Origin of the sequence: Nocardiopsis codii (genome assembly GCF_036327455.1) — a bacterium.
In the GTDB taxonomy this organism is placed as follows: Bacteria; Actinomycetota; Actinomycetes; order Streptosporangiales; family Streptosporangiaceae; genus Nocardiopsis; species Nocardiopsis codii.
This window is the reverse complement of the sequence record NZ_JAUZMY010000016.1, coordinates 149,693-173,472: the sequence shown is the minus strand read 5'-3', so window position 1 is coordinate 173,472 and position 23,780 is coordinate 149,693. Positions and strand designations below refer to the sequence as shown.

Below are 23,780 nucleotides of genomic sequence, written 5' to 3'. Positions count from 1 at the left end.
CGCGCCCCCCCCCCCCCCCCCGGGGCCGGGTCAGGCGCCGGGGAGGATCAGCAGCCGGTGCTGCTGGTGATCGTGGTGTTGCCGTAGTACGCGACCCGCACGCCGTTGAGCACCACCCTGACCACGGTGCCGTTGACCCGCTGCTCGTAGTGCAGGTGCGGGCCGGTCGAGCCGCCGGTGCTGCCGACCCGGCCGATCACGGTGCCGGTGTTGACGCTCTGCCCGACCGAGACCGACTGGGAGCTCAGGTGCGCGTACAGGGTGGTGATGCCGCTGCCGTGGTTGACGACGATGTACTTGCCGTAGCTCGTGTTGCCCCGGTCGGCGACCGTGGTCACGGTGCCCGCGGCGCTGGAGCGGACGTTCTGGCCCTGCGCGTTCGCACGTTGGAAGTCGACGGAGAGCTGGGGGTTGTGGTTGCTGCGGGTGTTGGCGTTCCAGACCTGTCCGCAGTTGAACGGGGTGCGGAGGTTGACGGCCGTGATCGCCAGGTCGTCGGCTGCGGCGCCGACCGGGGCGAGCACGGTCAGGAGCATGCCGGCGGCCACGGCGGCGCCGAGCCTTCTGAGAGCGGCTGTGAGACGGGGGGTCTTCAACGGGGGTCCTTTCCTCGCACAGCGGGGGGCTGCGAGATACCAGAGGGACAGGTACCCCGTAGGGAAGTTTCAACTCCCGCCCCGCCATGGAAAAAAACCGCAGCGACACCGTACGTCACCACCGGGACGGGGCGGAGGCCGTGACCTGGTCCGCTCCGGCGGGTCCCCGCCCCGGGTGCGGGTCCGCCGTGGCGGAACGGCCTCGCGCCCGGGGGCGGCCACCGGGCGGCGCGCCGACGCGGCGCCGGCGTCCCGGACCCCGCGCGCCCCTCCTCTCCCGGTGCCGGGAACGGGGCGGCCGTCACCCCGCCGCTCACCCCAGGTAGTCCTGCGGACCCCCTTCCCGCACCGTGTCGAGGGTGACGCAGTGGAACCCCCCGCCCAGGACCCGGGAGTGCCGCAGGCGCCGGGGGACCACCGTGATGCCCCGCCCCTCCAGGAGCCGGACGAGGTCGGTCTGCTCCCCGTCGACGACGGCCGTCTCCTCGTCCACCATCAGGAGGTTCATACCGACCCAGGGTGTGCTGAGCGTGTGCGGCACCGCGGTCGGGCCGACCTCCATCGGCGGACACCACAGCACGTCCCAGCCCTTCAGCGCCTCGGGCACGGTGGCCGGGGTGACGCGCTCGGGGTTGAGCAGCACCAGCCCGGGCCGCAGCAGGCAGATGGTGCTGTCGATGTGGGTGCCCTCGTAGAGGCCGCGCAGGGGGTGCACCCGCACGTCGCCGAGCAGCCGCAGGGTCGACTCCAGCCAGCGCAGCCCCAGCTCGTTGCCGCTGCGGGAGACCTGGTAGAAGACGTCCCGGCCGAGTCTGAGGCAGTTCGCCGCCTCGAACGCGGGCTCCGACTCGCCCAGTACGGGGAAGCCGTCCGCGTCGGACCCGTACAGGGAGTCGTCGAGCATGGGCCGCGGGGCCGAGATCCAGTGGGCGCCCCGCAGGAGGTAGTCCTGGAACAGCGGACGCCAGCCGAACGTCTCGAAGTAGCGGGCCCGCATCGGGCTGGGACTCTCGATGAGGGCGGACCCCACGACGAGGGTGAGGTCCCGGGGGCAGTACGAACTGCGGCCGGTCGTCCGCCAGCCCGGGCCGCCGTACTCGGCGCCGTGGTCGACGGCGGGCGGCCGGTGGACGGTGACGCCGAGGTCCCGGAGAGTGTCGGCCAGGACCGCGAGGTCCTCGTTCGACTCCTCGATGACGTGGCGGGGGAAGAGGCCGGCACGGATCCCGAGCAGCTCGGAGCGCGTCAGCTCCGGGTAGCAGTTCAGCCAGGCCGACGGATCCGACAGCGGGGGGACCCGTGAGTGGGTCGCGTCTCCGACGACCACCTCCCTCAGCCGGGTGAACTCGTTCCACGAGTGGACGGCCGGCAGCACCGGCGGGGCGGAGGGGGCGGGCACGGGAAGGTCCGGACGCACCACCGGTGCGTCCGCGGTTCCAGAGCTCATGTGTTCCTTCCGGGTGCGGGGCTCGCGCCCCCGGGGGACGGCCTCCGGGGCCGCCTCCCCGGGCGGTCGGGTCCGGAGTGCCGGACCGGTGGGGGAGGGGCGCTCAGGACACCGGGTCGCTCAACAGGGTCGCGACGCGCTCCTCCAGGCCGCGTGCGGCGTCGAGGTCCTCCGCGACCGCGCAGTAGGTCACCCGGCCCGTGACCGGCGCGTAGTCGGCGGTGACCACGACGCCCAGCCCGGAGCGCGGATCGTAGCCGAGCCCGGCCCCGTCGAGCCTGCTGAGCGCCTCAGCGAAGGAGGGGACGGCCCATCGCCCCGCGCGCTCCAGGAACACGCGGTCGTCCCGGCGCTCCCGGCCGACGACCCTGTCGACCAGGTTGACGTGCAGGTGCGTGGAGGCCGTGAGCCTGCCGTTGACCTCGGTGAAGAGGAGCTCGCCGTCCGGAGTCCGGATGGCGTCGGCGCACAGCGTCCCCCGGTACCCCATCACCCGGAAGGGCTCGCACGCGCGTCGGCCGATCTCGACCAGTTCCGCGACCTCCCCCGGCCGGACGGACTGGGGCGGGATGACCTCGCCGGTGGCCACGGGCTCCATCAGGATCTCCCCGGCCCCGCGGAACACGCAGCCGTCGTCGTCGGCGACGAACTCCGCGTAGACCGTCGTGGAGTCGGGGAAGTAGCGCTCGATGATCAGGCTGTGGCCCTTGTGTCCCGTGAGCCATTCCCAGCGGTCGGAGACGTAGCGCCGCACGGCCTCCCGGTCCTCCAGGACGACCACGCTGCCCGCCCCCGCCGGACGGACGCCCCCGGTTCGGCTGAGGATCTCGTTGCCCAGGCCGCCTCCGGCGAACTGCTGCTTGACCATCACCGGGGCCCCGTCTGCCAGCAGGGACTCGATCGTGGCCTCCGCGTGCTCGGGCAGGTCCGTGATCACCCCGGGTGCGATGGGGATGCCGTTGCCCGCGGCCACGGCGCGGAACACCGCCTTGCTGTTGACCAGCGCGCCCCCGCCCTGGGCGCTGAAGGCGTGCCCGGGCAGGGCGTCCTGCGCACCGACCGCCGAGGCCATGGCCGTCACCGCGAGGTCGCCGTAGGTGCAGATGATCCGGTCGACGGGCCGGTCCGCGAGGGCCTTCCCCAGGTCCCGGAGGAAGACCGGGTCGACCAGGCGGTCGGCCGTGAGGATGTCGGGGCCGAAACGGCCAGGGGGAGGGATCACGAACCGCAGGGTCGAGGCCCGGGTCCCCGTCAGGCCGGTCACGTAGTCCATGAAGTCCCTGCTCGGGGGAGAGGGCAGAACCAGCACGTCCCCGTCCTCGGCGTACCACAGCATGCGCTGCGCGCCGAGGCCGAAGGCGCGCCGCTTATCCACGGGAATCCTGCCGATGTCCCCGACCATTTCCTCGGGAACGTTGACAATGATCATGGTGGCCATGGAATTCTCCTCTTCCGGGATTCGTCTCGAAACCGGGAAAGGGGAGTCCCGGTTCGACGGAAAGTACGTGCGGACGTCCTGGTCAGGTCCGCATATCGCGATCCGCCTCTTCGGGGGAACGTTTTCCGGAACGCCGTGGAGCCACGCGGAAAAGCAGGGCGGCCACCCCCAGGGCGGTCAGACAGGCGGCGGAGGCGAGCAGGGTGGCCTGCGCGCCGACCGCGAGGACGAGCGGAGCCCCCGCCATGGCGCCGAGCGGGACCGCGACCCCGGTGACCGCCCCGCGGGCCGCCAGGACCTGCGGGAGCGCGGCCGCGGGCGCGGAGCCCTGGAACAGGGCCGTCGTGGTCGAGGGGAACGGGCCCCAGAAGAGGCCGCACACACCGAAGGAGATCCAGGAGACGACCACGGGCAGGCCGAGCCCGAGCGGTGCCAGGGCGAGGCCGAACCCCAGGACGATGCAGATCGTGGTGGGCATCAGGGGCAGGTCGCGCAGGTAGCCGGTGAGGAGCGCCCCCACGACGGCGCCGATCCCGAAGGCCGTGTAGAAGCCCGCGAGGGTGGCCGCCGAGGCTTCCAGGTCCTCCACGACGTACAGGGGGATCGCCACGCTCGACGGGCCGAAGAAGAGGAAGAAGCCGAACGAGAGAGCCAGCAGCCCCAGGAGCCCGGGGTCGCGGGCGATGGCCCTGAAACCCTCGGAGCGGGACGCCCCGGCCCGGACCCCGCCCCGGTCGGAGTCGCGCGGGATCGCGAAGCGGTAGGTCGCGGCGAGGACCGCGAAGGAGAGCGCGACGAGGGCCAGGACGTACTCGGGTCCTCCCCTCGCGATGACGATCGCGGCGAGGAGCGGACCGACGACCGTGGACAGTTCCAGCATCACGTTGACGACGGAGTTCCCGGCCAGGTGGTCCTTCTTGTCGAGGAGTTCGGAGAGCATCGTGTAGCGGCCGGCCTTGCCCCAGGCGCTCAGGACCGAGGACAGGCCCAGCAGCACGACGTACAGCGGGATGCTCAACGAGCCCAGCGCGTGGACCAGGGGGATCAGCGCCAGCGCGCCGGCGCGCAGGAGGGCGTCCCAGCCGGCCAGCTGGGCGCCGCTGCGGCCGTTCAGCAGGCCGCCGAGGAGGAAGGCCCCCACCGCCCCGGGCAGGGTGTACGCCGCGACGGCGGCGGCCACCCAGGCCGCGCGGTGGTCGGCCGGGGCGAGTTCCATGGCCAGCCAGCTGACGGCGATGGAGCTCATACCGCCGCCGAGCGCGGACACGCCGATGCCGGGGAGGACGCGCCGGAGGAGCGGATGGGTGAGCACGGGCCAGTAGGGGGACCTCGTGACCGCTCGTACCACCAGAGACTTCATGGGCGTCCTCGGGATCCCCTTCTCGCCGTGTGGCGGCGGACCGCGGATTTCTCCGCGCCCAAAGGGGCCGGGGCGGCGAAGATGGAATGCCGCCCCGACCCGGACCGTTGATCATTCCGCGTTTTCGCGGAGGAAGAAGGCGTGCTCTAGTACGGCATCTTCATCATGTCGTCCTCCCAACGATTCCGGGATCCCGCACCGATGGTGCGACGTGAAGAATATAAGTCTCCCGGGATCCCGTGACAAGGGTCCCTTCTTTTTTCGAGAACGCGACGAGTGGTGGATGATCATTTACCCGGGCAATTCAGGCGCTGAATCTCCAGGTCACGCATGGGCGCATCCGCGGACACCGGGCCGGGGTATCGCGAAAAGGCGTTGCCCGGCCGGATGCGGTCGCGCCATGGTGAACCGGCCGCGGGAGCGCCGTCCGAGGACGCTCCCCCACCACGGAGGAACAGCATGTCCACCCTGAGGGTCACCGCCGAACGCCTCACGATCCACCCGCACCCCGACGCCGACGCACTGGAGCTCGCCCAGGTGGGCCTGTTCCGGGCTGTGGTGGCGAAGGGGGCCTACCGGACCGGTGACTGGGCGGTCTACGTCCCCGAGAACGCCCTGCTGCCCGACGCCCTCATCGACGAACTGGGGCTCACGGGCAGACTCGCGGGCTCCCGGCGCAACAGGGTGAAGGCCATCCGGCTGCGGGGAGAACTGTCCCAGGGCATCGTCTGCCGCCCCGGGCGGCTGGCGGACGTCGACCTGGCGACGGCGCACGACACGGGGGCCGACTTCGCCGGGGACCTCGGCATCACCAAGTGGGTGCCGGAGGTACCCGTGCACATGAGCGGCGATCTCGTGCCCGCGCCCGACCTGATGCGGTGGATCGAGGTGGAGAACGCCAAGCGCTACCCCGACGCCTTCGTGCCGGGGGAGCGGGTCGTGGCGACGGAGAAGATCCACGGCACCGCGTGCCTGTTCACCCTGGTCGCGGGGTCGGGGGAGGAGTTCGTCTCGTCCAAGGGCCAGGGCGCGCGCAACCTGGGACTGGAGTTCGCCGAGGACAACCTGTACTGGCGGGCGGTGGCCGCCCACGGTGTGGCCGACGCGGCGCGCGAGGTGGCCGAGCGGTTCGGGGCGGACCGGGTGGGCGTGTTCGGGGAGGTGTTCGGCTCGGGGGTCCAGGACCTGGCGTACGGCGAGACCGGCCGCAGCGCGGCCCCCGGCTACGCGGTGTTCGACATCGCCCTCGACATCGGCGGCGCCCGCACCTGGATCGACGCGGCCGACCTGCCGGGGCTCCTCGCGTCGGTGGGTCTGCCCGCGGCGCCGGAGCTCTACGACGGCCCCTACGACGAGTCCGCGCTCCTGGCGGCCGCGCAGGGGCCGGAGACCTGGAGCGGCGCGGCCCTGCACCTGCGTGAGGGCCTCGTCGTCCGACCGGCGCGCGAACGGGAGTCCGGGGTCCTGAGGGGGAGGGCGATCGCGAAGTTCGTGTCCGACGCCTACCTCACGCGCAAGGGCGGCACCGAGTACGAGTAGCCGACCGGGGCCCGCCACCCGAGGCGGGCCCCGGGGCGGCACAGGGGTGCCCCGCCCCTGCCGCGCACACGGCCGCCGGGCGGGGCCGCCCCTGACGAACGTCGGGGCTCCACCCGGTCGGGCGACACTGTCGTCGCCCGACCGCCGCTTCCTAGCGTGGTCGTCACACGACCACCGCGCGGGGAAGGCGACATGAGCGCACCGACCAGGCAGCCAGACCACACACTCCAGGCGTTCGACCTGGTCAAACGGTACGGAGAGGGGGCCTCCGCCGTCACCGCCGTCGCGGGGGTGTCCGTCGGGTTCCGACGGGGGGAGTTCACCGCGGTCATGGGGGCCTCGGGCTCCGGCAAGTCCACCCTCATGCACCTGCTCGCCGGCCTGGACACCCCCACCAGCGGCCGGGTGGCGGTCGAGGGACGCGACCTGTCCCGGCTCGGCGACAGGGAACTCACCGTGCTGCGCCGCGAGCGGATCGGGTTCGTCTTCCAGGCGTTCAACCTCCTGCCCACCCTGACCGCGGAGCAGAACATCCTGCTCCCGCTCACCCTCGCCGGCCGCAGACCGGACCGGTCGCTCCTGGAACAGCTCGTGCGCTCCCTGCACCTCGGCGACCGGCTCCGGCACAGGCCGGGGGAGCTCTCCGGCGGACAGCAGCAGCGGGTCGCGGTCGCGCGCGCCCTGATCACCGGGCCCGCAGTCGTCTTCGCCGACGAACCGACCGGCGCCCTCGACACCGCGACCGGCCGTGAACTCCTCACGCACCTGCGCGCCGCCTGCACGGAGCTGGGCCGCACCGTCGTCATGGTGACCCACGACCCCGGCGCGGCCGCCTACGCCGACCGGGTGCTCCTGCTGTCCGACGGTGCGCTGTGCGGCACCGTCGAGGACCCCACGCCCCGCAGCGTCCTCGACGCCCTGGCCCGGACGGGGGAACGTTGACCGCCCTCGCCTGGTCACAGGTCCGCGCCCACCCCGCCAGGCTGGCGGCGGTCCTCCTGGCGATCGTGCTGGGAACGGCCTTCCTCGCGGCCACCTCGGTCTTCGCCGCCACCTCCGCCGCCGGGCTGCGGGTCGTGGCCGCCGCACCGCTCACCGCCGCCGACGTGGTCGTGGACCATGACCCGGAGGCCGACGACCAGGAACCGGCATGGCCCGGGCTGGTCGCCGACCACCCCGACGTCACCGCGGTCACGCCCGTCCACGCGCGCACCGTCGAACTGGCCACCGACGACCAGCGGGCCACCGCCAACGTCTACAGCGTCGCCGACGCGCCCTCGCTCCGCTGGTTCGACCTCGCGGCCGGCGCCTGGCCCGCCGCCGCCGACGAGGTGGTGGCCGACACGGCGACCCTGTCGACGGCGGGCCTCACCGTGGGCGACACGGTGCGGCTCACCGCCGCGCGGGGGACGGGGGAGGAGTCCCGTGTCACCGTCGTCGGCGCCGCGGACCTGGGTTTCCGTCCACTGACCGGGGTCCAGTACCAGCTCTACGCCTCCGAGGACTTCTTCGGGACGGATACCCCCGTGAGCGCCCTCGCGCGCGTCGCGGACGGTGCGTCCGCGGAGGCGACGGCGGCGGAACTGGACACCGACCTGCCCCGGGGCCTGAGCGCCATGACGGCCGAGGAGCAGTCCGAGATGGCGGCGGACAGGTTCGCCGGAGGGGCGAGGCAGCTCGACCTGCTCCTCCTCGCGTTCGCGCTCGTCGCACTGCTCGCCGCGGCGGTGGTCATCACCAACACCTTCACCGTCGTTCTCGCGCAGCGCAGACGGGACACGGCGCTCCTGCGGCTCGTGGGGGCGACCCGGTCACAGGTGCGCGGGCTGGTCGTCGCGGAGGCGTCGATCACCGGTACGGCCGGGGCCCTGCTCGGAGTCGCCGTCGGAGCGGGGGCCGGGTACGCGGGCGCCTCCATGATGGGGCTCACCGGTGCCGGCCTCCACGTCAACGCCCCCGCCCTGGCCGGATCGTTCCTGGTCGGCGTGGCCGTGACGGTGTGCGCGGCGTGGTTCCCCGCGCGCCGTGCCGCCGGGACGCCCCCGGTCGAGGCCCTGCGCTCGGCGTCCGTCGCGGGCGCGGCCCGGCTCGGTCCGCTCCACGCCGTCGGGGCCGCGACCGCACTGCTGGGCACGGCGGCGATGGTCGCAGGCGCGGCGTCCCACTCACTGCCCTGGGCCGTAGCCGGGGGCTCCGCCGGTGCGATCGGCCTTCTCATGGTGCTGCGCCACGTGATATCGCGCCTCCTGGCGGCGGCGTACCCCCTGCTGCGCCGGGTGGGCGGCGTCGCCGGTCTGGCCGGGGCCAACCTGCGGCGCGACACGGGCCGGGCGGCGACGGCCACTCTCAGCCTCGTTCTCGGGCTCGCACTGATCAGCGCGCTCGCCACCGCCTCGGCCACCGGCCGGGCCACCATCGACAGCGACCTGCGCGACCGCTACCCCGTGGACGTGAGCGCCCGCGCGGACACGGGCAGCGTCGCCCCCGGCACGCTGGACTCCATCGCGGGACTCGACTCCCTGGAGACCGTGGAGGCGGTCCGCACCGCGGAGTCGGAGGTCGGCGGGCTGGGCCCCGTCCTCCTCGTCGGGCTCTCCCCTCACCTGGCGCGCACCACCGGAGCCGACGAGCTGACCGGGGGAGGCTCCGGACCCCCCGTCATGCTCGTGTCCGGCGACCAGTTGACCGCCCTCGGAGCCGCTGCCGGGGAGACGGCGTCCGTGACCGTCGACGGCGCCGCCCGGACCTTCACCCTCGTTCCGTCGGCGCTGGCGACCGCCTCGGGCGTGCCCGCCCCGGTGGTCCGCGCCGACGTCCTGGAGGCCCTGGACCCCGGGGCCGACCGAGGCATGGTGTGGGGTGTCGCCGCACCCGGAGCCGACCGCGACGCGCTGGCCGAACAGATGAGCCGGATCGCCGCCGCCGACTCCGCCGTCACGCTCAGCGGGGCGCTGAGCGAGCGCCGCGACATCACCGAGATCCTCGACGTCCTGGTCGGCCTGTCCCTCGCGATGCTGGCCGTCACCGTGGTGATCGCGGCCGCCGGGGTGGCCAACACCCTCGGGCTGTCGGTCCTGGAGCGCACCCGTGAGTCGGCGCTGCTGCGGGCCCTGGGGCTCACACGCTCCGGGCTCCGGGGGGCGCTCGCGGTCGAGGCCGTGGTCATCACCGTGCTGGGCGCGCTCCTGGGAGTCCTGATCGGGGTGCCCTACGGGGTGGTCGGTGTGGACGCCGTCGTCGGGGACACCGCGCCGCTGGTCGTGTCGGTGCCCTGGGACGGACTGGGACTGGTCCTGCTCGCCTCCCTGGCCGTCGGCGCCGTCGCGACGGTGGCCCCGGCCCGCAGGGCCGTCCGCGTCGCCCCCGCTGAGGGGCTCGGCGGAGCCTGAACGCCGGCGCCCGCCCCGCCCGGCCCGGGCGGGGCCTACCCGGCCCCGCCCCGGTCCGCGACCAGTCCGGCGTCGTGCGCCAGCACCGCCGCCTCGACCCTGTTCCGCACCCGCAGACGCCTGAGGATCGTGCTCACGTGCCCCTTCACCGTGCCCTCCACCAGGAAGAGCCGACGGCCGATCTCCCCGTTGGACAACCCCGCCCCCAGGAGGGACAGCACCTCGCGCTCGCGGACCGTCAACTCCCCCACCCGCTCCCGGGAAAGCAGGCGACCCGTCGACCGGCCGTGGTCCAGTCCGTCGAGGACCCGGCGTGCCACCTTCGGAGACAGGAACGCGCCGCCCTCCGCGACGGCCCGCACTCCCAGGAGCAGTTCCCGCGGGTCACCCGTCTTCAACAGGAATCCGTCCGCGCCCCCGGCCAGCGCACGGACCACGTACTCCTCCTCACCGAACGTGGTCAGGATGACCACGCCCGTGCCCGGTGCCGCCCGCCGTATCCCCGCGGCCGCGTCCAGGCCGTTCATCCCCGGCATGCGGATGTCGACGAGGGCCACGTCCGGTCGGTGGGTTCGCGCGGACTCCACACCCTCCCGGCCGTCGGACGCCTCGGCCACCACCTCGATGCCGGGGTCGGCGGCCAGAATCGCCCTCACCCCCGCGCGGATCATCGCCTCGTCGTCCACCAGCAGAACCCGGATCACCACGGCCCCTCTCGTCAGTGCGTCTGTTCTTCCCGCGGTCGCTGCACGGCGGACGCCCGGCGGACCCGGTCCGCCACCGTGCCCGGATCAGTCGCCCGCGACCTCGGCCGACACCAGGACCCCGGCGTCGAAGCACAACCGGTAGCGGTCGTATCCGCCGCCGAACACGTCGGCGCTCGACCGGTAGTCGGCGCACTCCAGCCCCTCCGGAGCGGCGGGCCGCCCGTACTCCCAGAAGGGTCCCTCGTACAGGTCGCCCTCCGGCAACAGGGCCTCCACCTCGGCCCGGTCCTGGCCGGGGCGCAACCGCTCGAACACCGACGGTTCCAGCGTGGCGGTCGCCGCCTGGTGCGCGGTGAGCGCCACCGTCAGCCCGTATCCCGCCAGCACGAGTGCGACGGGGAGCCCCACCGCGCAGCCGATCGCCCGCCTCGCGCGCCTGCGCGCCCGGCGGTGCGACTCCGGGCTCCCCGGCACGCCGGAGCGGGAGTCCGTCGGCGCACCGCCGTGCCGCGGGCGGTCCCCGCCGAGCTCCGCTCCCGGCCCGCGTGCCGGGATGCGCGCCGACACGGCCCAGCCGTTCCCGTCCGGCCCGGCCTCGAACACGCCCCCCACCAGGCGGACCCGCTCCCGAAGGCCGACCAGGCCGGTACCGCCGCCGGGCGCACGCACCGCGGCGGCCCCCTCCGGTCGGAGCGCGTCATCCGCCCGGGACGCCCGCGGGGCCGCACCGCGCCCCGGCTGCCCCGGCGGCGCCGTGTCGGCCACCAGCACGGTCGCCTCGTCCGCCGACCCGCCGACCACCACGCGCACGGCCGATCCGGGCGCGTGCCTGGCGGCGTTGGTCAGCGACTCCTGGACCACCCGGTGGACGGCCCGGTCCACCATCACCGGGAGGGCGGGGCGCCCGTCCTCCCGCTCCAGGGTCACGTCCATGCCTGACGCGCGGGCCCGCTCCACCAGGGCGGCGACACCGTCCCCGTGGGGGGCGAGGGGCGCGGGACCCGCGTCGGAGCGCAATACTCCGACCGCCTCCGTCAACCGTTCGGCCGCCCTGCCTGCCGTCTCGCGCAACCGGCTGATCTCCTCGCGGCGACCGCCCGGCTCCGCCGCCATCTCCAGGGCGCCCGCGTGCAACGACAACAGGCTGAGTTCGTGCCCGACGGCGTCGTGCAGGTCCTGGGCGATGCGCGACCGCTCGCGCATCCGGGCCCGTTCGGCCACCAGCAGCGCCTCCCGCTCCAGCGTCCGCGCGCGCTCCCACCCCGCCGCCTCCAGGGCGGCGGTGCTGCGCAGGTACAGGCCCACCAGCCAGGGCAGGAGCACAGTGAACAGCACCAGCACGGCGCCCGTCACCCACAGGCCCAGGGGTCGTTCGCCGAGTGCGAGCCACCCCGCCCCGGCGACCGCCCCGGCCGCGCACACGGCCGCCGCCGGACGCGGATCCTCCGCCAGGCGCCCGGTCAGCAGAGCGGGGGCGGGGAGGACCAGGAGCAGGAGCGGCCACCGCGGAGCCAGGAGCGCCACCGCCGCCGCACAGGTCAGGGCGAGGTGGCCGCGGGTGAGGAGCCGGGCCGTGAGAACGCGCATGCCTGGGAAGCTAACCCGTGCCGGCGCCCCACGTCATCTGTCGAAGGACAGGGTGCGGTCCCGCGAGAGCGGTGGACCGGTGTACAGCGGGGGGGGCACTCGCCGACAGGGAGGGACGGGACATGGCGGATCGTGTGGTTCTGGGGCTGTGCGGGAGTCTGAGGCAGGGCTCGCTCAACGCGGCGCTGCTGAGACTGGTCCAACGGGTGGGCACCGGGATCACCGTGGTCGGCGGCGACGTGGCGGGCCGCCTGCCCCTGTTCAACCCCGACGTCGAGAACGACGAGGGTTCCTGGCCCGCGTCGGTACGAGAGCTCCGCGACCTGGCCGCGCGCGCCGAGGGCGTGGTGGTCGCCACCCCGGAGTACGCGCACGGCCCGGCCGGGGTCACGAAGAACGCCATCGACTGGCTGGTGGGTTCGGCGGGGCTGGCGGGGAAGCCGACGCTGCTGGTCAGCGCGTCTCCGGGGCAGGCCGGAGGCATGCGCGCCCACGCACCGCTGATGCCGACGCTGACACTCCTGGGAGCGGTGCTGGTCGAACTGCGTGGTCGTCTCCCGCGCGGGCTCGCGGACGGACGCCGCCGGTGAGTACGACGACCCGTCGGTGGTGGAGCGGATGCGGCTCGCGGTGGCCGAACTGGAGGACGCCCTGGACCACGCCGCCGCGAGGAGCGCGTGGAACCCCGCCGATCCCCGGTGAGCGGTTCCGCTCCGACGGACGGACCACGGGGGAGCCCCGGGTCACGGGGCTCCCCCGGCCGCCGACGGCCGACCGCGCCCGCCGCCGACGGGCGCGGTCCGAAGATCAGACGGAGGCCGTCGGGGCGGGCGCCGCCTCGGTGCCGGGGGCGGACTCCACCTCCGGCTCCGCGTCCCCGCGGGGCGTCACGATGTCCAGGTCGACCCCCAGCTCCCGGATCGCCCGTACGGACGAGTCGGAGAGCCGGTCGTCGGTGATCACCGACGCGAAGCTCGTGAGCGCGGCGACCTTGAAGGTGCCGAAGGCGCCGTACTTGTCCGCGCCGGCGACGAGCACCGACGCCGAGGCCGCCGCCATGGCCGCGCGCTTGACCGCCACCTTCGCCCGCGACGGCGTGGTCGAGCCCCTGCTGAGGTCCCAGGAGCTCGTCGAGACGAAGGCGACGTCGATGTTGAACTCGGAGATGGTGGCCGCCGCGATGTCACCGACGGAGGAGCGGTTCTCCCGGTCGACCTGCCCGCCGATGAGGAAGAGCGTCACGTCGGGGTGGTCGGTGAGGGAGGCCGCGGTGGTGATGTCGTTCGTGATGACGGTGAGGCCGGTGACGCTCCACAGCGACGGCACCAGGTGCCCCAGGGTCGTTCCCGCGTCCAGGTAGATCGTCTGGCCCTCGCTCACGAGGGTCGCCGCCGCGCGCGCCATCGCGCGCTTCTCGTCCACGTCCACGCGCGACTTGTCGCGGTAGGAGGGTTCCGAGCGCACCTGGGAGACCAGTTCGACGCCGCCGGGCACGGAGCGGACGCGCCCCTCCTCCTCCAGTGTCATGATGTCGCGACGCACCGTCATGTGCGAGACGTCGAGGATGTCGCACAACTCCTTCACGCTCAGCACTCCCGTGCCGCGCAGCTCCCGCAGGAGCAGGTCTCGCCGTTGCGCCGGAATCATCGTCCTCCTTAGGGGGTCACCCAGAGGAACCATGGTACCGATAGTTACCAGATGATCCCAAGCGTGAAAATTGTTGACTCATATGTTCCGAGAGTGTTAAACATGGCGAGTTGCCTTCGCGGCCTGCGCATACGCGCCCCTCGCGAGGCGAAAGAAGGAGAAACCATGCAAGGCACCGACGCCACCGCCACACCGCCAGCACCCGTGCGCTACGCCCTCACAGGGGCGCGGGGCGGCTTCGCGCGCACACTGCTCGCCCAGACGCTGCGGATGGACCGCCTGCACCCCTCGGTGCTGTGCGACCTGGACGCCGAGGGGACCGTCGCACTCTGCGCCGAACTCGGCTACGCCCCCGACGACCTCAGGGTCTGCACCGGCCCGGACGAGGTGTCCGCGCTGGCCGACGGCCAGATCGCCGTCATCGCCGACGCGGGCCTCCTCGCCGGGGCCGACTACGACGTGCTCGTCGAGGCCACCGGAAGCCCGGAGGCGGGAGCCGCGGCCGCGCGGACCGCGATCGAGACCGGCCACCACGTGGTCATGGTCTCCAAGGAGGTCGACTCGGTCGCCGGAGTCTCCCTCGCCGACGCCGCCCGGGCCCGGGGCGTCGTGTACACGCCCGGGATCGGGGACCAGCCCGCCAACCTCATCGAGTGGTACGACCGTGCCCGCGTCCTCGGACTCGACGTCGTCGCGATCGGCAAGTCCGGCGAGTACGACCTGGTGTTCGACCCCTCCACGGGACGCGTCCGCCAGCTCGACCAGGAGATCGACGCCCCTGAGCTGGCGGACCTGCTGGCCCTGGGAGAGGACGTGCCCGCCACGCTCGCCGCGCGCGCCCGGGCCGTCGACGGCCTCCAGCGCTCGGCCGCGGCCGACTACTGCGAGATGGGCGTCGTCGCGAACAACACGGGCCTCGTCCCGGACGTGGAGGCACTGCACTACCCGGTCGCCCGCGTCGCCGAACTCGCCGACGTCTACTCCCTCGCCGAGGACGGGGGCATCCTCGGCGGCCCCGGCGCCGTGGACGTCTTCAGCGTGCTCCGCCTCCCCGAGGAGGCCTCCTTCGCCGGAGGGGTCTTCGTCGTCGTCCGCACCGGGGACCCCGTCTCCTGGGACCTCCTCGCGCAGAAGGGCCACGTGGTCTCCCGCTCGGGACGCTACGCCTGCCTCTACCTGCCGTACCACCTCATGGGCGTCGAGACGCCCCTGAGCCTGCTCGACGCCGTCGACCACCGCCGCGCGGTGACCTCACGCCCCCCGGCCCCGCACGCGATCCTCGCCGGACGGGCCAAGGAGGACCTCCCCAGGGGCACCCGGCTCGACATGGGCGGGCACCACCACGACGTCCGGGGTGTGGCGCCGGTCCTGCTGGACGCCGCTCAGGCGCCCGCCGACGCGGCCCCGCTGTACCTGGCCGCCCACACCACGCTCGCCCGCGACGTCGCCGCCGGAGAGCTCCTCCGCCTCGACGACCTCGCGGACCCCAGTGCATCCCTCCTGGACGCCTGGCGTCACACACGCACCTACCTGTGAACGTGAGGATCCAGTCATCATGTCGGACATCTACATCCTGCTGGCGTTCCTCGCCGCCATCGCCGTCCTCGTTCTCTTCATCGCACGGTTCAAGGTCCACCCCGTGGCCACGCTGTTCATCGTGGTCGTGGCACTGGGGCTCGTCCTGGGCATGGGCGGCACCGGAACCATCGAACTCGTCACGACCGGCTTCGGCAACACCCTCGCCAACGTCGGACTGCTGATCATCTTCGGCTGCGTCCTCGGCAAGATGCTCGAACTGAGCGGCGCCGCGCTGAAGATCACCGAATCCGCCCTGAGCCTGTTCTCCCGGAACAAGGTGCCCTGGGCGATCGCCCTCGCGTCGACCGTCCTCGGCATCCCCCTCATCGCCGACACCGCCGTCGTCATGCTCATCCCGATCGTCTCCGCCCTGGCCTACCGCACGGGCATCTCGATGATGAAGCTCGGCCCGATCCTCTACATCGGCGCCTACGTCATGACCTCGGTGGTCCCTCCCGGCCCCGGCCCGCTCGCGTCGGCGTCCCTGCTCGACGTCGGCATGGGCGAGGCCATCCTCTACGGCCTCATGGTCGGAATCCCCGGCGTCATCACCGCGACGATCTACCTGTCGCGGACCAAGACGCACGTGCCGCCGAAGCCGGAGTTCGTCGAACACCTGGTGGGCGGCCCCGACGCACCCGGCTCCGCCGGAGAGGGCTCCGCCACCGGCTCCGCCACCGGCTCCGCCGGGGAGGGCTCCGGTTCCGGCGGCACGGGTGCCGCCGCGACCTCCGGCGAGGACACCGCACCGAGCACGGTCGGCCTGACGGGCGCCCTGCTGCCCATCCTGGCCCCCATCGTCCTCATCGTCTTCGCCTCGCTGGCGGGCCCCGCGCTCCCCGAAGGGGCGTGGGTCACCGACGCCGTGCTGTTCGTCGGCGAGCCGACGACGGCGCTGTTCATCGCGTGTGTGCTGGCCCTGCCGCTGTTCCGCGGGCGCTGGCGTGACAAGTCCACCCTGAACGACCTGTTCGAGGCCGGACTGAGGATCGCCGCGATGCCCCTGGCGCTGACCGGCGTCGGCGGCGCCCTCGCCACCATCATCAGGGAGACGGGGGTGGCCGAGAACATCGCGACCACCATCGAGAGCACCGGTATGTCCCCGGTCATCATCCCGTTCCTCATCGCCGCCGCGGTGTGCACCATCACCGGATCCAACATCCTCGGCGTCATGACCTCGGCGGCCATCATGCAGCCCCTGCTGCCCGCACTCGGCCTCGACCCGCTCGTGGTGTACCTGGCCTGTGCGACCGGTGCCCAGCTCATGAAGCACGCGAACTCCTCCGGCTTCTGGGTCACCACGACGCTGTCCAACATGACGGTGGGCCAGGGCATCCGCTCCATCGGTGTCGCCTCCGTCATCTCCGGCATCACCGGCTTCATCGTCCTCAACATCCTGATCGCGACCGGCGTCCTCTAGACCCGCCCGCATCCCACGCGGGGCCGGTCCCCGGGAACGCGGCCGTCGAGCCGCGGCGCCCGGGGCCGGCCCCGACCACCCGACCACAGGAGAACCCATGGCGACCCTCGGCGCGATCGCCGACGATCTCACCGGCGCGACCGACGTCGCGATCGCCCTCACGTCCGCCGGCTACCGGACCACCGTCGTGCTGGGCGCGGACGCCCCCCACGACGGTGACGCCGTCGACGGGGCCGACGCCGTCGTCGTCGCCCTCAAGTCGCGCACCATGCCCGTCGACGAGGCGGTCACGGCCTCGCTGCGCGCGCTCGAACGGCTGCGCGGGGCGGGGTGCGAGCGGTTCTACGTCAAGTACTGCTCGACGTTCGACTCCACCCCGGCGGGCAACATCGGCCCGGTCTCCGAGGCCGTCCTCGAAGCCCTCGGAGAGTCGGTCACCGTGATCGCGCCGGCCTTCCCCGCCAACGGGCGCACCGTCTACCGGGGCCACCTCTTCGTGGGGGACGACCCCCTCGACGAGTCCCCGATGCGCCACCACCCCCTCACACCCATGACCGACTCGAACCTCCTGCGCCTGCTCGCACCGCAGGTCAGCGGAGGCGAGGCCGACGTCGCGCTGGTGCCCTGGCCGACCGTGGCCCGGGGCGCCGAAGCGGTGCGCGACGCCATCGGCCGGGCGGGCGACGCGGGGGCCCGGTTCGTGGTCGTCGACGCCCTGACCGACGCCGACCTCGCCACCCTCGCGCGCGCGACGGAGGGTCTGCGCCTGCTCACCGGCGGCAGCGCCCTCGCCCAGGGGCTCACGGGCCCCCGGACCTCCGGGCGCACCCCGCTCACCCTCCCCGAAGGACCGCGCGTCGTGCTCTCCGGCAGCGCCTCACGGGCCACCCAGGGACAGGTCCGCCACGCACTCGCGGTCGGAGGGGGACGCCAACTGCGCCCCGCCGAACTGCGGGAGGACTTCGAGGCGACCGTGTCCGGCGCGGTGGCCCTCGCCCTGGACTCCGGGGACGGCACCCCCTTCGTCGTGTACGCGACCGCGTCCCCCGAGGACGTCGTGGACACCGCCGACGCCCCGCTCATCGAGGAGGCGCTGGCCGAGGTCGCCGAGCGCCTGGTGGCCGCGGGAACCCGATCGCTCCTCGTGGCGGGCGGTGAGACCAGCGGCGCCGTCGTGCAGCGCCTCGGCGTCGCCTCCCTGGCCCTGGGGCCCGAGATCGACCCCGGCGTCGCGTGGATGCTCGGCCAGCGGGACGGCCGGGACATCCACCTCATGCTCAAGTCCGGGAACTTCGGCCGCGAGGACCTCTTCGTCCGCGCCTGGGAGGGAAGCCGGTGAACCGCGAATCACGCGAGGCCGCGCGAGAGCTGTGCGAGGCGGGACGCCGAGCCGTCGACCTGGGGCTGAGCCCCGGAGCCTCCGGCAACGTGTCCGTGCGCGCGGGCGACCACACCCTCATGAGCCCCACCGGGGTCTCCCTCCGGGACCTGGACCCCGAGGGGCTGGCCGTCCTGGACGAGGCGGGGGAGCACGTCTCCGGCCCGCCGCCGTCCAAGGAGTATCCGCTCCACCTGGCGATGTACAGACGGGTCGAGGACGCCCGCGCCGTCGTCCACCTGCACTCGCCCCACGCGACCGCGGCCTCCTGCCTGCCCGCCTGGTCGGCCTCGTCAGCGCTCCCGCCGGTCACGCCCTACCTCGTCATGCGGGTCGGTCAGGCGCCCCTGGTGCCGTACGCGGCCCCGGGCAGCGACCGGCTCGCCCTGAACCTGTCCGGCCTGACCGGCACGTTCCGCGCCGCTCTGCTCGCCAACCACGGTTCGCTCGTGGCCGCAGCGGACCCGGCGGCCGCCCTGGACGGCGCCGTCGAACTGGAGGAGGCCTCGCGCATCGTCATCTCGCTCCGGGGGAGCGAGTACTCCGTGCTGTCGGCGGAGGACGTCCGCGAACTGACCGAGCGCTACGGGACGACGTGGGAGCTGTGACCCCGCGCCCGTCCTCACGGGGCTGACACGCGGTTCGCCCCACCCTGACACGGGGGCCGGGCCCGACCTCGCGGTCGGCGCCCGGCCCCCGTGCCGTGTGCGCGGTCAGAGCCTCCGACGGGTCGTCCAGAGCACCGCCAGGCCGGACCCGACCAGCACCAGGGCCGCCATGACGAGGCCGAACAACGGCGCTCCGGCCAAGGCCAGCGCCGGCGGGTCGTCACCGTCCGACCCGTTGTCGGGCGGGTGATAGCCGCCGGGGCCCTCGGTGGGTGTGGGGCCGGGTGTGGGTTCGGGGCTTTCGGTCGGGCTTTCGGTGGGTGTGGGGCCGGGTGTGGGTTCGGGGCTTTCGGTCGGGCTTTCGGTGGGTGTGGGGCCGGGTGTGGGTTCGGGGCTTTCGGTCGGGCTCTCGGTCGGTGTGGGACCCGGCGTGGGGGTCGGCGTCGGGCTGGGGGTGGGACTCGGGTCGGGATCATCGTCCACGATCTCCGTGTCGACGCAGACCGCGTGCGTGTCGGGGTCCAGCGCCCGGGTCGGCTGCTGCACCGCGGCGCAGTTGTGGATGTGGTCCCCCGGCGACCCGTCCGCGCGGAAGACGAAGTCCAGGACCGCCGACTCGCCCGCCGCCAGCTGACCGAGGTCGCAGACCAGGGTGTCGCCCTCACGGGTGCACTGCTCGGGGATCACCACCGGGGTGGCCTCGCCGACGTCGATGGGATCGACGACGATCACGTCGCCGCTCTCCTCGGAGCCGTCGTTGGTGACCGTGACCGAGTAGGTGACCTCTCCGCCCGGCGCCGTCGTCTCGGGTCCCGTCTTCCGGATGCTCACGTCGTCGGTGGGCACCACGATGGGCGGTCCGGTGTCGTCGTCCACCACCGTTTCCGCGCAGGACACGTTGTTGTTCATGTCGGTCTCGCGGCTGCCGGTGTAGATGGTCGCGCAGTTGTCGATCGTGGTGCCCTCGTCGAGCTCGGACCCGGCTTCGACGACGAAGGTCAGCTCCACGCTCTCCCCGGGTGCGAGGGTCCCCAGGCCGCAGGTGATGGTCAGGCCGGAGGGAGGGCACGAATCCGGCAGGTCGGTGATGGTGACCAGGTTCCCGTTGGTGGGGTCCTGGACGGTCACGTCCACCGCGTCCGAGGGGCCGTTGTTGGTGACCACGACGGTGTAGGCGATCTCGCCGCCGGGCAGGACCGTCGCCGGACCGCTCTTGGAGACCTCGACGTCGGTCTGCGTCTGCGCGATCGTGATGAGCTGCGTGGAGCCCGGGGATGCGCCCGGAGTCGAGGACGTCGCCTCGGCGCGGTTGACGATGTTGTCCCCGTCGGACAGGGAGGGGTCGACCTCCACCGGGAGGGTGTAGGTGACCGACTCCCCGGGGCCCACCGTCACCCCGCCGTCGCCGCCGCACACGACCGTCGCACCGGTCGCCTCGCACCCGTCCGGAAGGTCCCCGGCCGTGATCCCCGTCCCGAGAGTGTCGGTGACGACCACGTCCTCCGCCGGCTCGTCGCCGGTGTTGGTGACGGTCACGGCGTACTCGGCCGTTCCACCGATCACCAGGGGGTCCGGTACGACCGTCTTGGTCACCTGGAGGGCGGGCGCGAGTTGCGCCACCCTCTCGTCCCCCGGCAGGCTCGGCGCCGTCAGCGCCGTGGCCGCCAGCGCCGCCACCACCGTTCCCAGAGTCCCTCTCAACGCCTTCGATGTCGGTGGCAGCACGCAGTTCCTCCGGAGTCTTGCCTGGTCGGTTCAGCACAAGATCAGCACGTCACACGCCCGGAGACACGTATGGACACGGTGTTCACCGGGGCAACGTGAAAGAACCCGGCGCCTGCCGCCACCGCCGACATCCCGGCAGCCCCGTCCTCCGCTCCGGACGAGAGGTGACCAGACCGGTCAGGAATCGAGAAGCGCCGTTCACCGGCCCGAAGCTAGCGTGAATCCCATGGACATCACCATTCACACGAGCTTCCTCCCGCACGAGGACCCGGACGCGTCCCTGGCCTTCTACCGCGACGTCCTCGACTTCGAGGTCCGCAACGACGTCGGACAGGGCCGGATGCGCTGGATCACCGTCGGCCCCGCCGGCCAGCCCGACACCTGCATCCTTCTGGCCCCGCCGGCCCTCGACCCCGGGATCACCGAGAACGAGCGCACGACCATCGCCGAGATGATGGCCAAGGGCACCTACGGCTGGATCCTCCTGGCCACCCCCGACCTGGACGGGCTCTACGACAGGGTCCGGGCCACGGACACCGAGATCGTCCAGGAACCGACCGAGCAGCCCTACGGCATCCGTGACTGCGCCTTCCGCGACCCCGCCGGCAACCTCGTCCGCATCCAGGAACTGCGCTGAGCCGTCCCACGGACACCGCCCGACCTGCGCGGACGGTGCCGTGCGGCAGTCCGCCGCCACCGCCGGTCCGCGGCGCGGGGCGGGGCCCCGCGCCGCGGACGAACCGGGGCGACAGGCCGGGCTCCGTGCCCGCGCCGACAGAGGAGAGCCGGCCGTACCGTGGGAAGCCGGTACGGCCGTGCCAGGAGACACCGACCGAGACCGCGAAAGCAGCGGCCCGGACAACACAGGGAGAAACGATGAGCACGGCCCCGAGGACGCACACGGAGCAGCCCGCGCGGCACGCCGCCGACGGCCACGACCTGATCCGCGTCCAGGGCGCGCGGGTGAACAACCTCCGGGACGTCAGCGTCGAGCTCCCGAAACGCCGACTGACGGTGTTCACCGGAGTCTCCGGCTCGGGCAAGAGCTCCCTGGTCTTCGGCACGATCGCCGCCGAGTCGCAGCGGATGATCAACGAGACCTACAGCGCCTTCGTGCAGGGCTTCATGCCGACCCTGGCGCGGCCCGACGTCGACGTCCTCGAAGGGCTGACGACCGCGATCATCGTCGACCAGCAGAGACTGGGCGCCGACCCCCGCTCCACCGTCGGGACCGCCACCGACGCCAACGCGATGCTGCGCATCCTCTTCAGCCGGCTCGGGCAGCCCCACATCGGCTCACCCCAGGCGTTCTCCTTCAACGTCGCCTCGATCAGCGGAACCGGGGCGGTCACCCTGGAACGCGCGGGCAGGAAGGTGAAGGAACGCCGCGACTTCAGCATCACCGGCGGGATGTGCCCGCGCTGCGAGGGCCGGGGCACGGTCTCCGACATCGACCTCACCCAGCTCTACGACGACTCCAAGTCCATCGAGGAGGGCGCGTTCACCATCCCCGGGTGGAAGTCGGACAGCTGGTGGACGGTGCGGACCTACGCCGAGTCGGGCTTCCTCGACCCCTCCAAGCCGATCCGCGACTTCACCGAGCGGGAGATGCGGGACTTCCTCTACCGGGAACCGGTCAAGGTCAAGGTCGAGGGCGTCAACCTCACCTACGAGGGGCTGATCCCCAAGGTCCAGAAGTCGTTCCTGTCCAAGGACGTCGACGCGCTCCAACCGCACATCCGCGCCTTCGTGGAACGGGCGGTGACGTTCACCGACTGCCCCGACTGCGGCGGCACCCGGCTCAACGAGGCGGCGCGGTCGTCGAAGATCGGCGGAACCGGCATCGCCGACGCGTGCGCGATGCAGATCAGCGACCTCGCCGAGTGGGTCCGCGGACTGGACGAACCGTCCGCGGCGCCCCTGCTCACCTCACTGGGGCGGACCCTCGACTCGTTCGTGGAGATCGGGCTGGGCTACCTCTCGCTCGACCGGCCGTCGGGCACGCTGTCGGGGGGCGAGGCGCAGCGCGTCAAGATGATCCGCCACCTCGGCTCCTCCCTCACCGACACCACCTACGTCTTCGACGAGCCCACGATCGGCCTGCACCCCCACGACATCCGGCGCATGAACGACCTGCTGCTGCGACTGCGGGACAAGGGCAACACCGTCCTCGTCGTCGAGCACAAACCCGAGACGATCGCGATCGCCGACCACGTCGTCGACCTCGGCCCCGGCGCCGGGACGGCGGGCGGCACCGTCTGCTTCGAGGGCACGGTCGAGGACCTGCGGTCCGGCGACACCCTCACCGGCCACCACCTCGACGACCGGGCCTCCCTCAAGAAGACGGTGCGTCAGCCCTCCGGAGCGCTGGAGATCCGCGGAGCCGACGCGAACAACCTGCGCGACGTCGACGTCGACATCCCGCTCGGGGTGCTCACCGTCGTCACCGGTGTCGCGGGCTCCGGCAAGAGCTCCCTCGTGCACGGGTCGATCCGCGCGGGTGAGGGAGTGGTGGCGATCGGCCAGGGCGCGATCCGCGGATCGCGGCGGAGCAACCCGGCCACGTACACCGGACTGCTCGACCCGATCCGCAAGGCGTTCGCGAAGGCCAACGGTGTGAAGCCGGCGCTGTTCAGCGCCAACTCCGAGGGCGCCTGCCCCACCTGCAAGGGCGCGGGCGTCATCTACACCGACCTGGCGATGATGGCCGGCGTCGCCACCCTCTGCGAGGAGTGCGAGGGCAAGCGGTTCCAGGCGTCGGTGCTGGAGTACCGCCTCGGCGGGCGCGACATCAGCGAGGTGCTCGCCATGCCCGTGTCCGAGGCCGAGGAGTTCTTCGGAACCGGGGACGCGCGCACACCCGCCGCCCACGCGGTCCTGCGCCGCCTCTCGGACGTGGGGCTCGGCTACCTCAGCCTCGGCCAGCCGCTCACCACCCTGTCCGGCGGCGAGCGCCAGCGGCTCAAGCTGGCCACCCACATGGGCGGGAAGGGCGGCGTCTACATCCTCGACGAGCCGACCGCCGGCCTCCACCTCGCCGACGTCGAACACCTGCTCGGTCTGCTCGACCGGCTCGTCGACTCGGGGAAGACGGTCATCGTCATCGAGCACCACCAGGCGGTCATGGCGCACGCGGACTGGATCATCGACCTCGGACCCGGTGCGGGACACGACGGAGGCCTGGTCGTGTTCGAGGGCACGCCCGCCGATCTCGTCGCCGCCCGCTCCACCCTCACCGGTGAGCACCTCGCGGACTACGTCGGCGCCTGACCCCAGACCCTTGGCCCCGCGGACACGGCGGGGAGCCCCGCCCCGGCACCGGTGCGCGGGCCCGAGGACGCGTGCCGGTCCAGCGAGCCCC

At 73.0% G+C, this 23,780-nt stretch carries 19 protein-coding genes; 11 read left to right on the top strand and 8 right to left on the bottom strand.

Annotated features, from left to right (window positions below):
• Nucleotides 1-47 precede the first annotated feature (47 nt).
• The 4 genes from Q8791_RS17460 to Q8791_RS17445 all read right to left on the bottom strand — a co-directional run bounded on the left by Q8791_RS17460 (nucleotide 48) and on the right by Q8791_RS17445 (nucleotide 4,841).
• On the bottom strand, nucleotides 48-596 hold the full coding sequence (locus Q8791_RS17460; protein ID WP_330092780.1) for a M23 family metallopeptidase: 549 nt from the start codon (nucleotides 594-596) through the stop codon (nucleotides 48-50).
• A gap of 313 nt (nucleotides 597-909) precedes the next feature.
• On the bottom strand, nucleotides 910-2,043 hold the full coding sequence (locus tag Q8791_RS17455; protein WP_330092779.1) for a glycine amidinotransferase: 1,134 nt from the start codon (nucleotides 2,041-2,043) through the stop codon (nucleotides 910-912).
• A 103-nt stretch (nucleotides 2,044-2,146) separates the two neighbouring features.
• Nucleotides 2,147-3,481: a preATP grasp domain-containing protein gene (locus tag Q8791_RS17450; RefSeq protein WP_330092778.1), complete on the bottom strand. Its 1,335-nt coding sequence runs from the start codon at nucleotides 3,479-3,481 to the stop codon at nucleotides 2,147-2,149.
• An 82-nt stretch (nucleotides 3,482-3,563) separates the two neighbouring features.
• A complete protein-coding gene (locus tag Q8791_RS17445; protein ID WP_330092777.1) occupies nucleotides 3,564-4,841 on the bottom strand; it encodes an MFS transporter in 1,278 nt (425 codons plus the stop codon).
• A 459-nt stretch (nucleotides 4,842-5,300) separates the two neighbouring features.
• Here Q8791_RS17445 and Q8791_RS17440 point away from each other — a divergent pair, with 459 nt between their 5' ends.
• The 3 genes from Q8791_RS17440 (at nucleotide 5,301) to Q8791_RS17430 (ending at nucleotide 9,769) form a co-directional block, all read left to right on the top strand.
• Nucleotides 5,301-6,380: an RNA ligase (ATP) gene (locus tag Q8791_RS17440; RefSeq protein ID WP_330092776.1), complete on the top strand. Its 1,080-nt coding sequence runs from the start codon at nucleotides 5,301-5,303 to the stop codon at nucleotides 6,378-6,380.
• Nucleotides 6,381-6,572: 192 nt separating this feature from the next.
• Nucleotides 6,573-7,322, top strand: a complete 750-nt coding sequence (locus Q8791_RS17435; RefSeq protein ID WP_330092775.1) for an ABC transporter ATP-binding protein — start codon at nucleotides 6,573-6,575, stop codon at nucleotides 7,320-7,322.
• Nucleotides 7,319-9,769: an ABC transporter permease gene (locus Q8791_RS17430; protein WP_330092774.1), complete on the top strand. Its 2,451-nt coding sequence runs from the start codon at nucleotides 7,319-7,321 to the stop codon at nucleotides 9,767-9,769. Before Q8791_RS17435 ends, Q8791_RS17430 begins: the two co-directional genes overlap by 4 nt.
• 35 nt (nucleotides 9,770-9,804) lie before the next feature.
• Here Q8791_RS17430 and Q8791_RS17425 read toward each other — a convergent pair whose 3' ends face one another.
• Both Q8791_RS17425 and Q8791_RS17420 read right to left on the bottom strand, forming a co-directional pair.
• Nucleotides 9,805-10,473, bottom strand: a complete 669-nt coding sequence (locus Q8791_RS17425; RefSeq protein WP_330092773.1) for a response regulator transcription factor — start codon at nucleotides 10,471-10,473, stop codon at nucleotides 9,805-9,807.
• 87 nt (nucleotides 10,474-10,560) lie between these two features.
• Nucleotides 10,561-12,063 carry a sensor histidine kinase gene (locus Q8791_RS17420; protein ID WP_330092772.1) on the bottom strand — a complete coding sequence of 501 codons (1,503 nt, stop codon included), beginning with the start codon at nucleotides 12,061-12,063 and terminating at the stop codon, nucleotides 10,561-10,563.
• A 122-nt stretch (nucleotides 12,064-12,185) separates the two neighbouring features.
• On the opposite strand from Q8791_RS17420, the gene Q8791_RS17415 reads away from it, so the two are divergent.
• Together Q8791_RS17415 and Q8791_RS17410 are read left to right on the top strand one after the other, a co-directional pair.
• Complete coding sequence (locus tag Q8791_RS17415; protein ID WP_330092771.1) at nucleotides 12,186-12,653, top strand: NADPH-dependent FMN reductase; 468 nt, start codon at nucleotides 12,186-12,188, stop codon at nucleotides 12,651-12,653.
• The gene (locus Q8791_RS17410; protein WP_330092770.1) at nucleotides 12,610-12,765 is read left to right on the top strand and encodes a hypothetical protein; all 156 of its coding nucleotides are present in this window, start codon (nucleotides 12,610-12,612) and stop codon (nucleotides 12,763-12,765) included. The genes Q8791_RS17415 and Q8791_RS17410 overlap by 44 nt, the downstream gene beginning before the upstream one ends.
• A gap of 105 nt (nucleotides 12,766-12,870) precedes the next feature.
• On the opposite strand, the gene Q8791_RS17405 is transcribed toward Q8791_RS17410, so the two are convergent.
• Nucleotides 12,871-13,710: a DeoR/GlpR family DNA-binding transcription regulator gene (locus Q8791_RS17405; RefSeq protein ID WP_330092769.1), complete on the bottom strand. Its 840-nt coding sequence runs from the start codon at nucleotides 13,708-13,710 to the stop codon at nucleotides 12,871-12,873.
• A 165-nt stretch (nucleotides 13,711-13,875) separates the two neighbouring features.
• Here Q8791_RS17405 and Q8791_RS17400 point away from each other — a divergent pair, with 165 nt between their 5' ends.
• The 4 genes from Q8791_RS17400 (at nucleotide 13,876) to Q8791_RS17385 (ending at nucleotide 18,694) form a co-directional block, all read left to right on the top strand.
• Nucleotides 13,876-15,246, top strand: a complete 1,371-nt coding sequence (locus Q8791_RS17400) for a homoserine dehydrogenase (RefSeq protein ID WP_330092768.1) — start codon at nucleotides 13,876-13,878, stop codon at nucleotides 15,244-15,246.
• A gap of 19 nt (nucleotides 15,247-15,265) precedes the next feature.
• Complete coding sequence (locus Q8791_RS17395; protein WP_330092767.1) at nucleotides 15,266-16,708, top strand: GntP family permease; 1,443 nt, start codon at nucleotides 15,266-15,268, stop codon at nucleotides 16,706-16,708.
• A 97-nt stretch (nucleotides 16,709-16,805) separates the two neighbouring features.
• The gene (gene otnK, locus Q8791_RS17390) at nucleotides 16,806-18,047 is read left to right on the top strand and encodes a 3-oxo-tetronate kinase (protein ID WP_330092766.1); all 1,242 of its coding nucleotides are present in this window, start codon (nucleotides 16,806-16,808) and stop codon (nucleotides 18,045-18,047) included.
• On the top strand, nucleotides 18,044-18,694 hold the full coding sequence (locus tag Q8791_RS17385) for a class II aldolase/adducin family protein (protein WP_330092765.1): 651 nt from the start codon (nucleotides 18,044-18,046) through the stop codon (nucleotides 18,692-18,694). Before otnK ends, Q8791_RS17385 begins: the two co-directional genes overlap by 4 nt.
• 105 nt (nucleotides 18,695-18,799) lie before the next feature.
• Here the strand turns inward: Q8791_RS17385 and Q8791_RS17380 are convergent, their stop codons facing one another.
• Complete coding sequence (locus Q8791_RS17380; RefSeq protein ID WP_330092764.1) at nucleotides 18,800-20,419, bottom strand: COG1361 S-layer family protein; 1,620 nt, start codon at nucleotides 20,417-20,419, stop codon at nucleotides 18,800-18,802.
• A 226-nt stretch (nucleotides 20,420-20,645) separates the two neighbouring features.
• Between Q8791_RS17380 and Q8791_RS17375 the strand changes: the two genes are divergently transcribed.
• Nucleotides 20,646-21,056: a VOC family protein gene (locus tag Q8791_RS17375; protein ID WP_330092763.1), complete on the top strand. Its 411-nt coding sequence runs from the start codon at nucleotides 20,646-20,648 to the stop codon at nucleotides 21,054-21,056.
• Between the two features lie 239 nt (nucleotides 21,057-21,295).
• Nucleotides 21,296-23,689 carry an excinuclease ABC subunit UvrA gene (locus Q8791_RS17370; protein WP_330092762.1) on the top strand — a complete coding sequence of 798 codons (2,394 nt, stop codon included), beginning with the start codon at nucleotides 21,296-21,298 and terminating at the stop codon, nucleotides 23,687-23,689.
• Nucleotides 23,690-23,780: the final 91 nt, after the last annotated feature.

Excerpts from the sequence above, each read along its gene's own strand:
- Q8791_RS17395 (WP_330092767.1), top strand. The coding sequence starts at position 15,266 with ATGTCGGACATCTACATCCTGCTGGCGTTCCTCGCCGCCATCGCCGTC.
- Q8791_RS17435 (WP_330092775.1), top strand. The coding sequence starts at position 6,573 with ATGAGCGCACCGACCAGGCAGCCAGACCACACACTCCAGGCGTTCGAC.
- Q8791_RS17450 (WP_330092778.1), bottom strand. The coding sequence starts at position 3,481 with ATGGCCACCATGATCATTGTCAACGTTCCCGAGGAAATGGTCGGGGAC.
- Q8791_RS17455 (WP_330092779.1), bottom strand. The coding sequence starts at position 2,043 with ATGAGCTCTGGAACCGCGGACGCACCGGTGGTGCGTCCGGACCTTCCC.
- otnK (WP_330092766.1), top strand. The coding sequence starts at position 16,806 with ATGGCGACCCTCGGCGCGATCGCCGACGATCTCACCGGCGCGACCGAC.
- Q8791_RS17370 (WP_330092762.1), top strand. The coding sequence starts at position 21,296 with ATGAGCACGGCCCCGAGGACGCACACGGAGCAGCCCGCGCGGCACGCC.
- Q8791_RS17375 (WP_330092763.1), top strand. The coding sequence starts at position 20,646 with ATGGACATCACCATTCACACGAGCTTCCTCCCGCACGAGGACCCGGAC.
- Q8791_RS17415 (WP_330092771.1), top strand. The coding sequence starts at position 12,186 with ATGGCGGATCGTGTGGTTCTGGGGCTGTGCGGGAGTCTGAGGCAGGGC.
- Q8791_RS17405 (WP_330092769.1), bottom strand. The coding sequence starts at position 13,710 with ATGATTCCGGCGCAACGGCGAGACCTGCTCCTGCGGGAGCTGCGCGGC.
- Q8791_RS17420 (WP_330092772.1), bottom strand. The coding sequence starts at position 12,063 with ATGCGCGTTCTCACGGCCCGGCTCCTCACCCGCGGCCACCTCGCCCTG.
- Q8791_RS17445 (WP_330092777.1), bottom strand. The coding sequence starts at position 4,841 with ATGAAGTCTCTGGTGGTACGAGCGGTCACGAGGTCCCCCTACTGGCCC.
- Q8791_RS17440 (WP_330092776.1), top strand. The coding sequence starts at position 5,301 with ATGTCCACCCTGAGGGTCACCGCCGAACGCCTCACGATCCACCCGCAC.
- Q8791_RS17400 (WP_330092768.1), top strand. The coding sequence starts at position 13,876 with ATGCAAGGCACCGACGCCACCGCCACACCGCCAGCACCCGTGCGCTAC.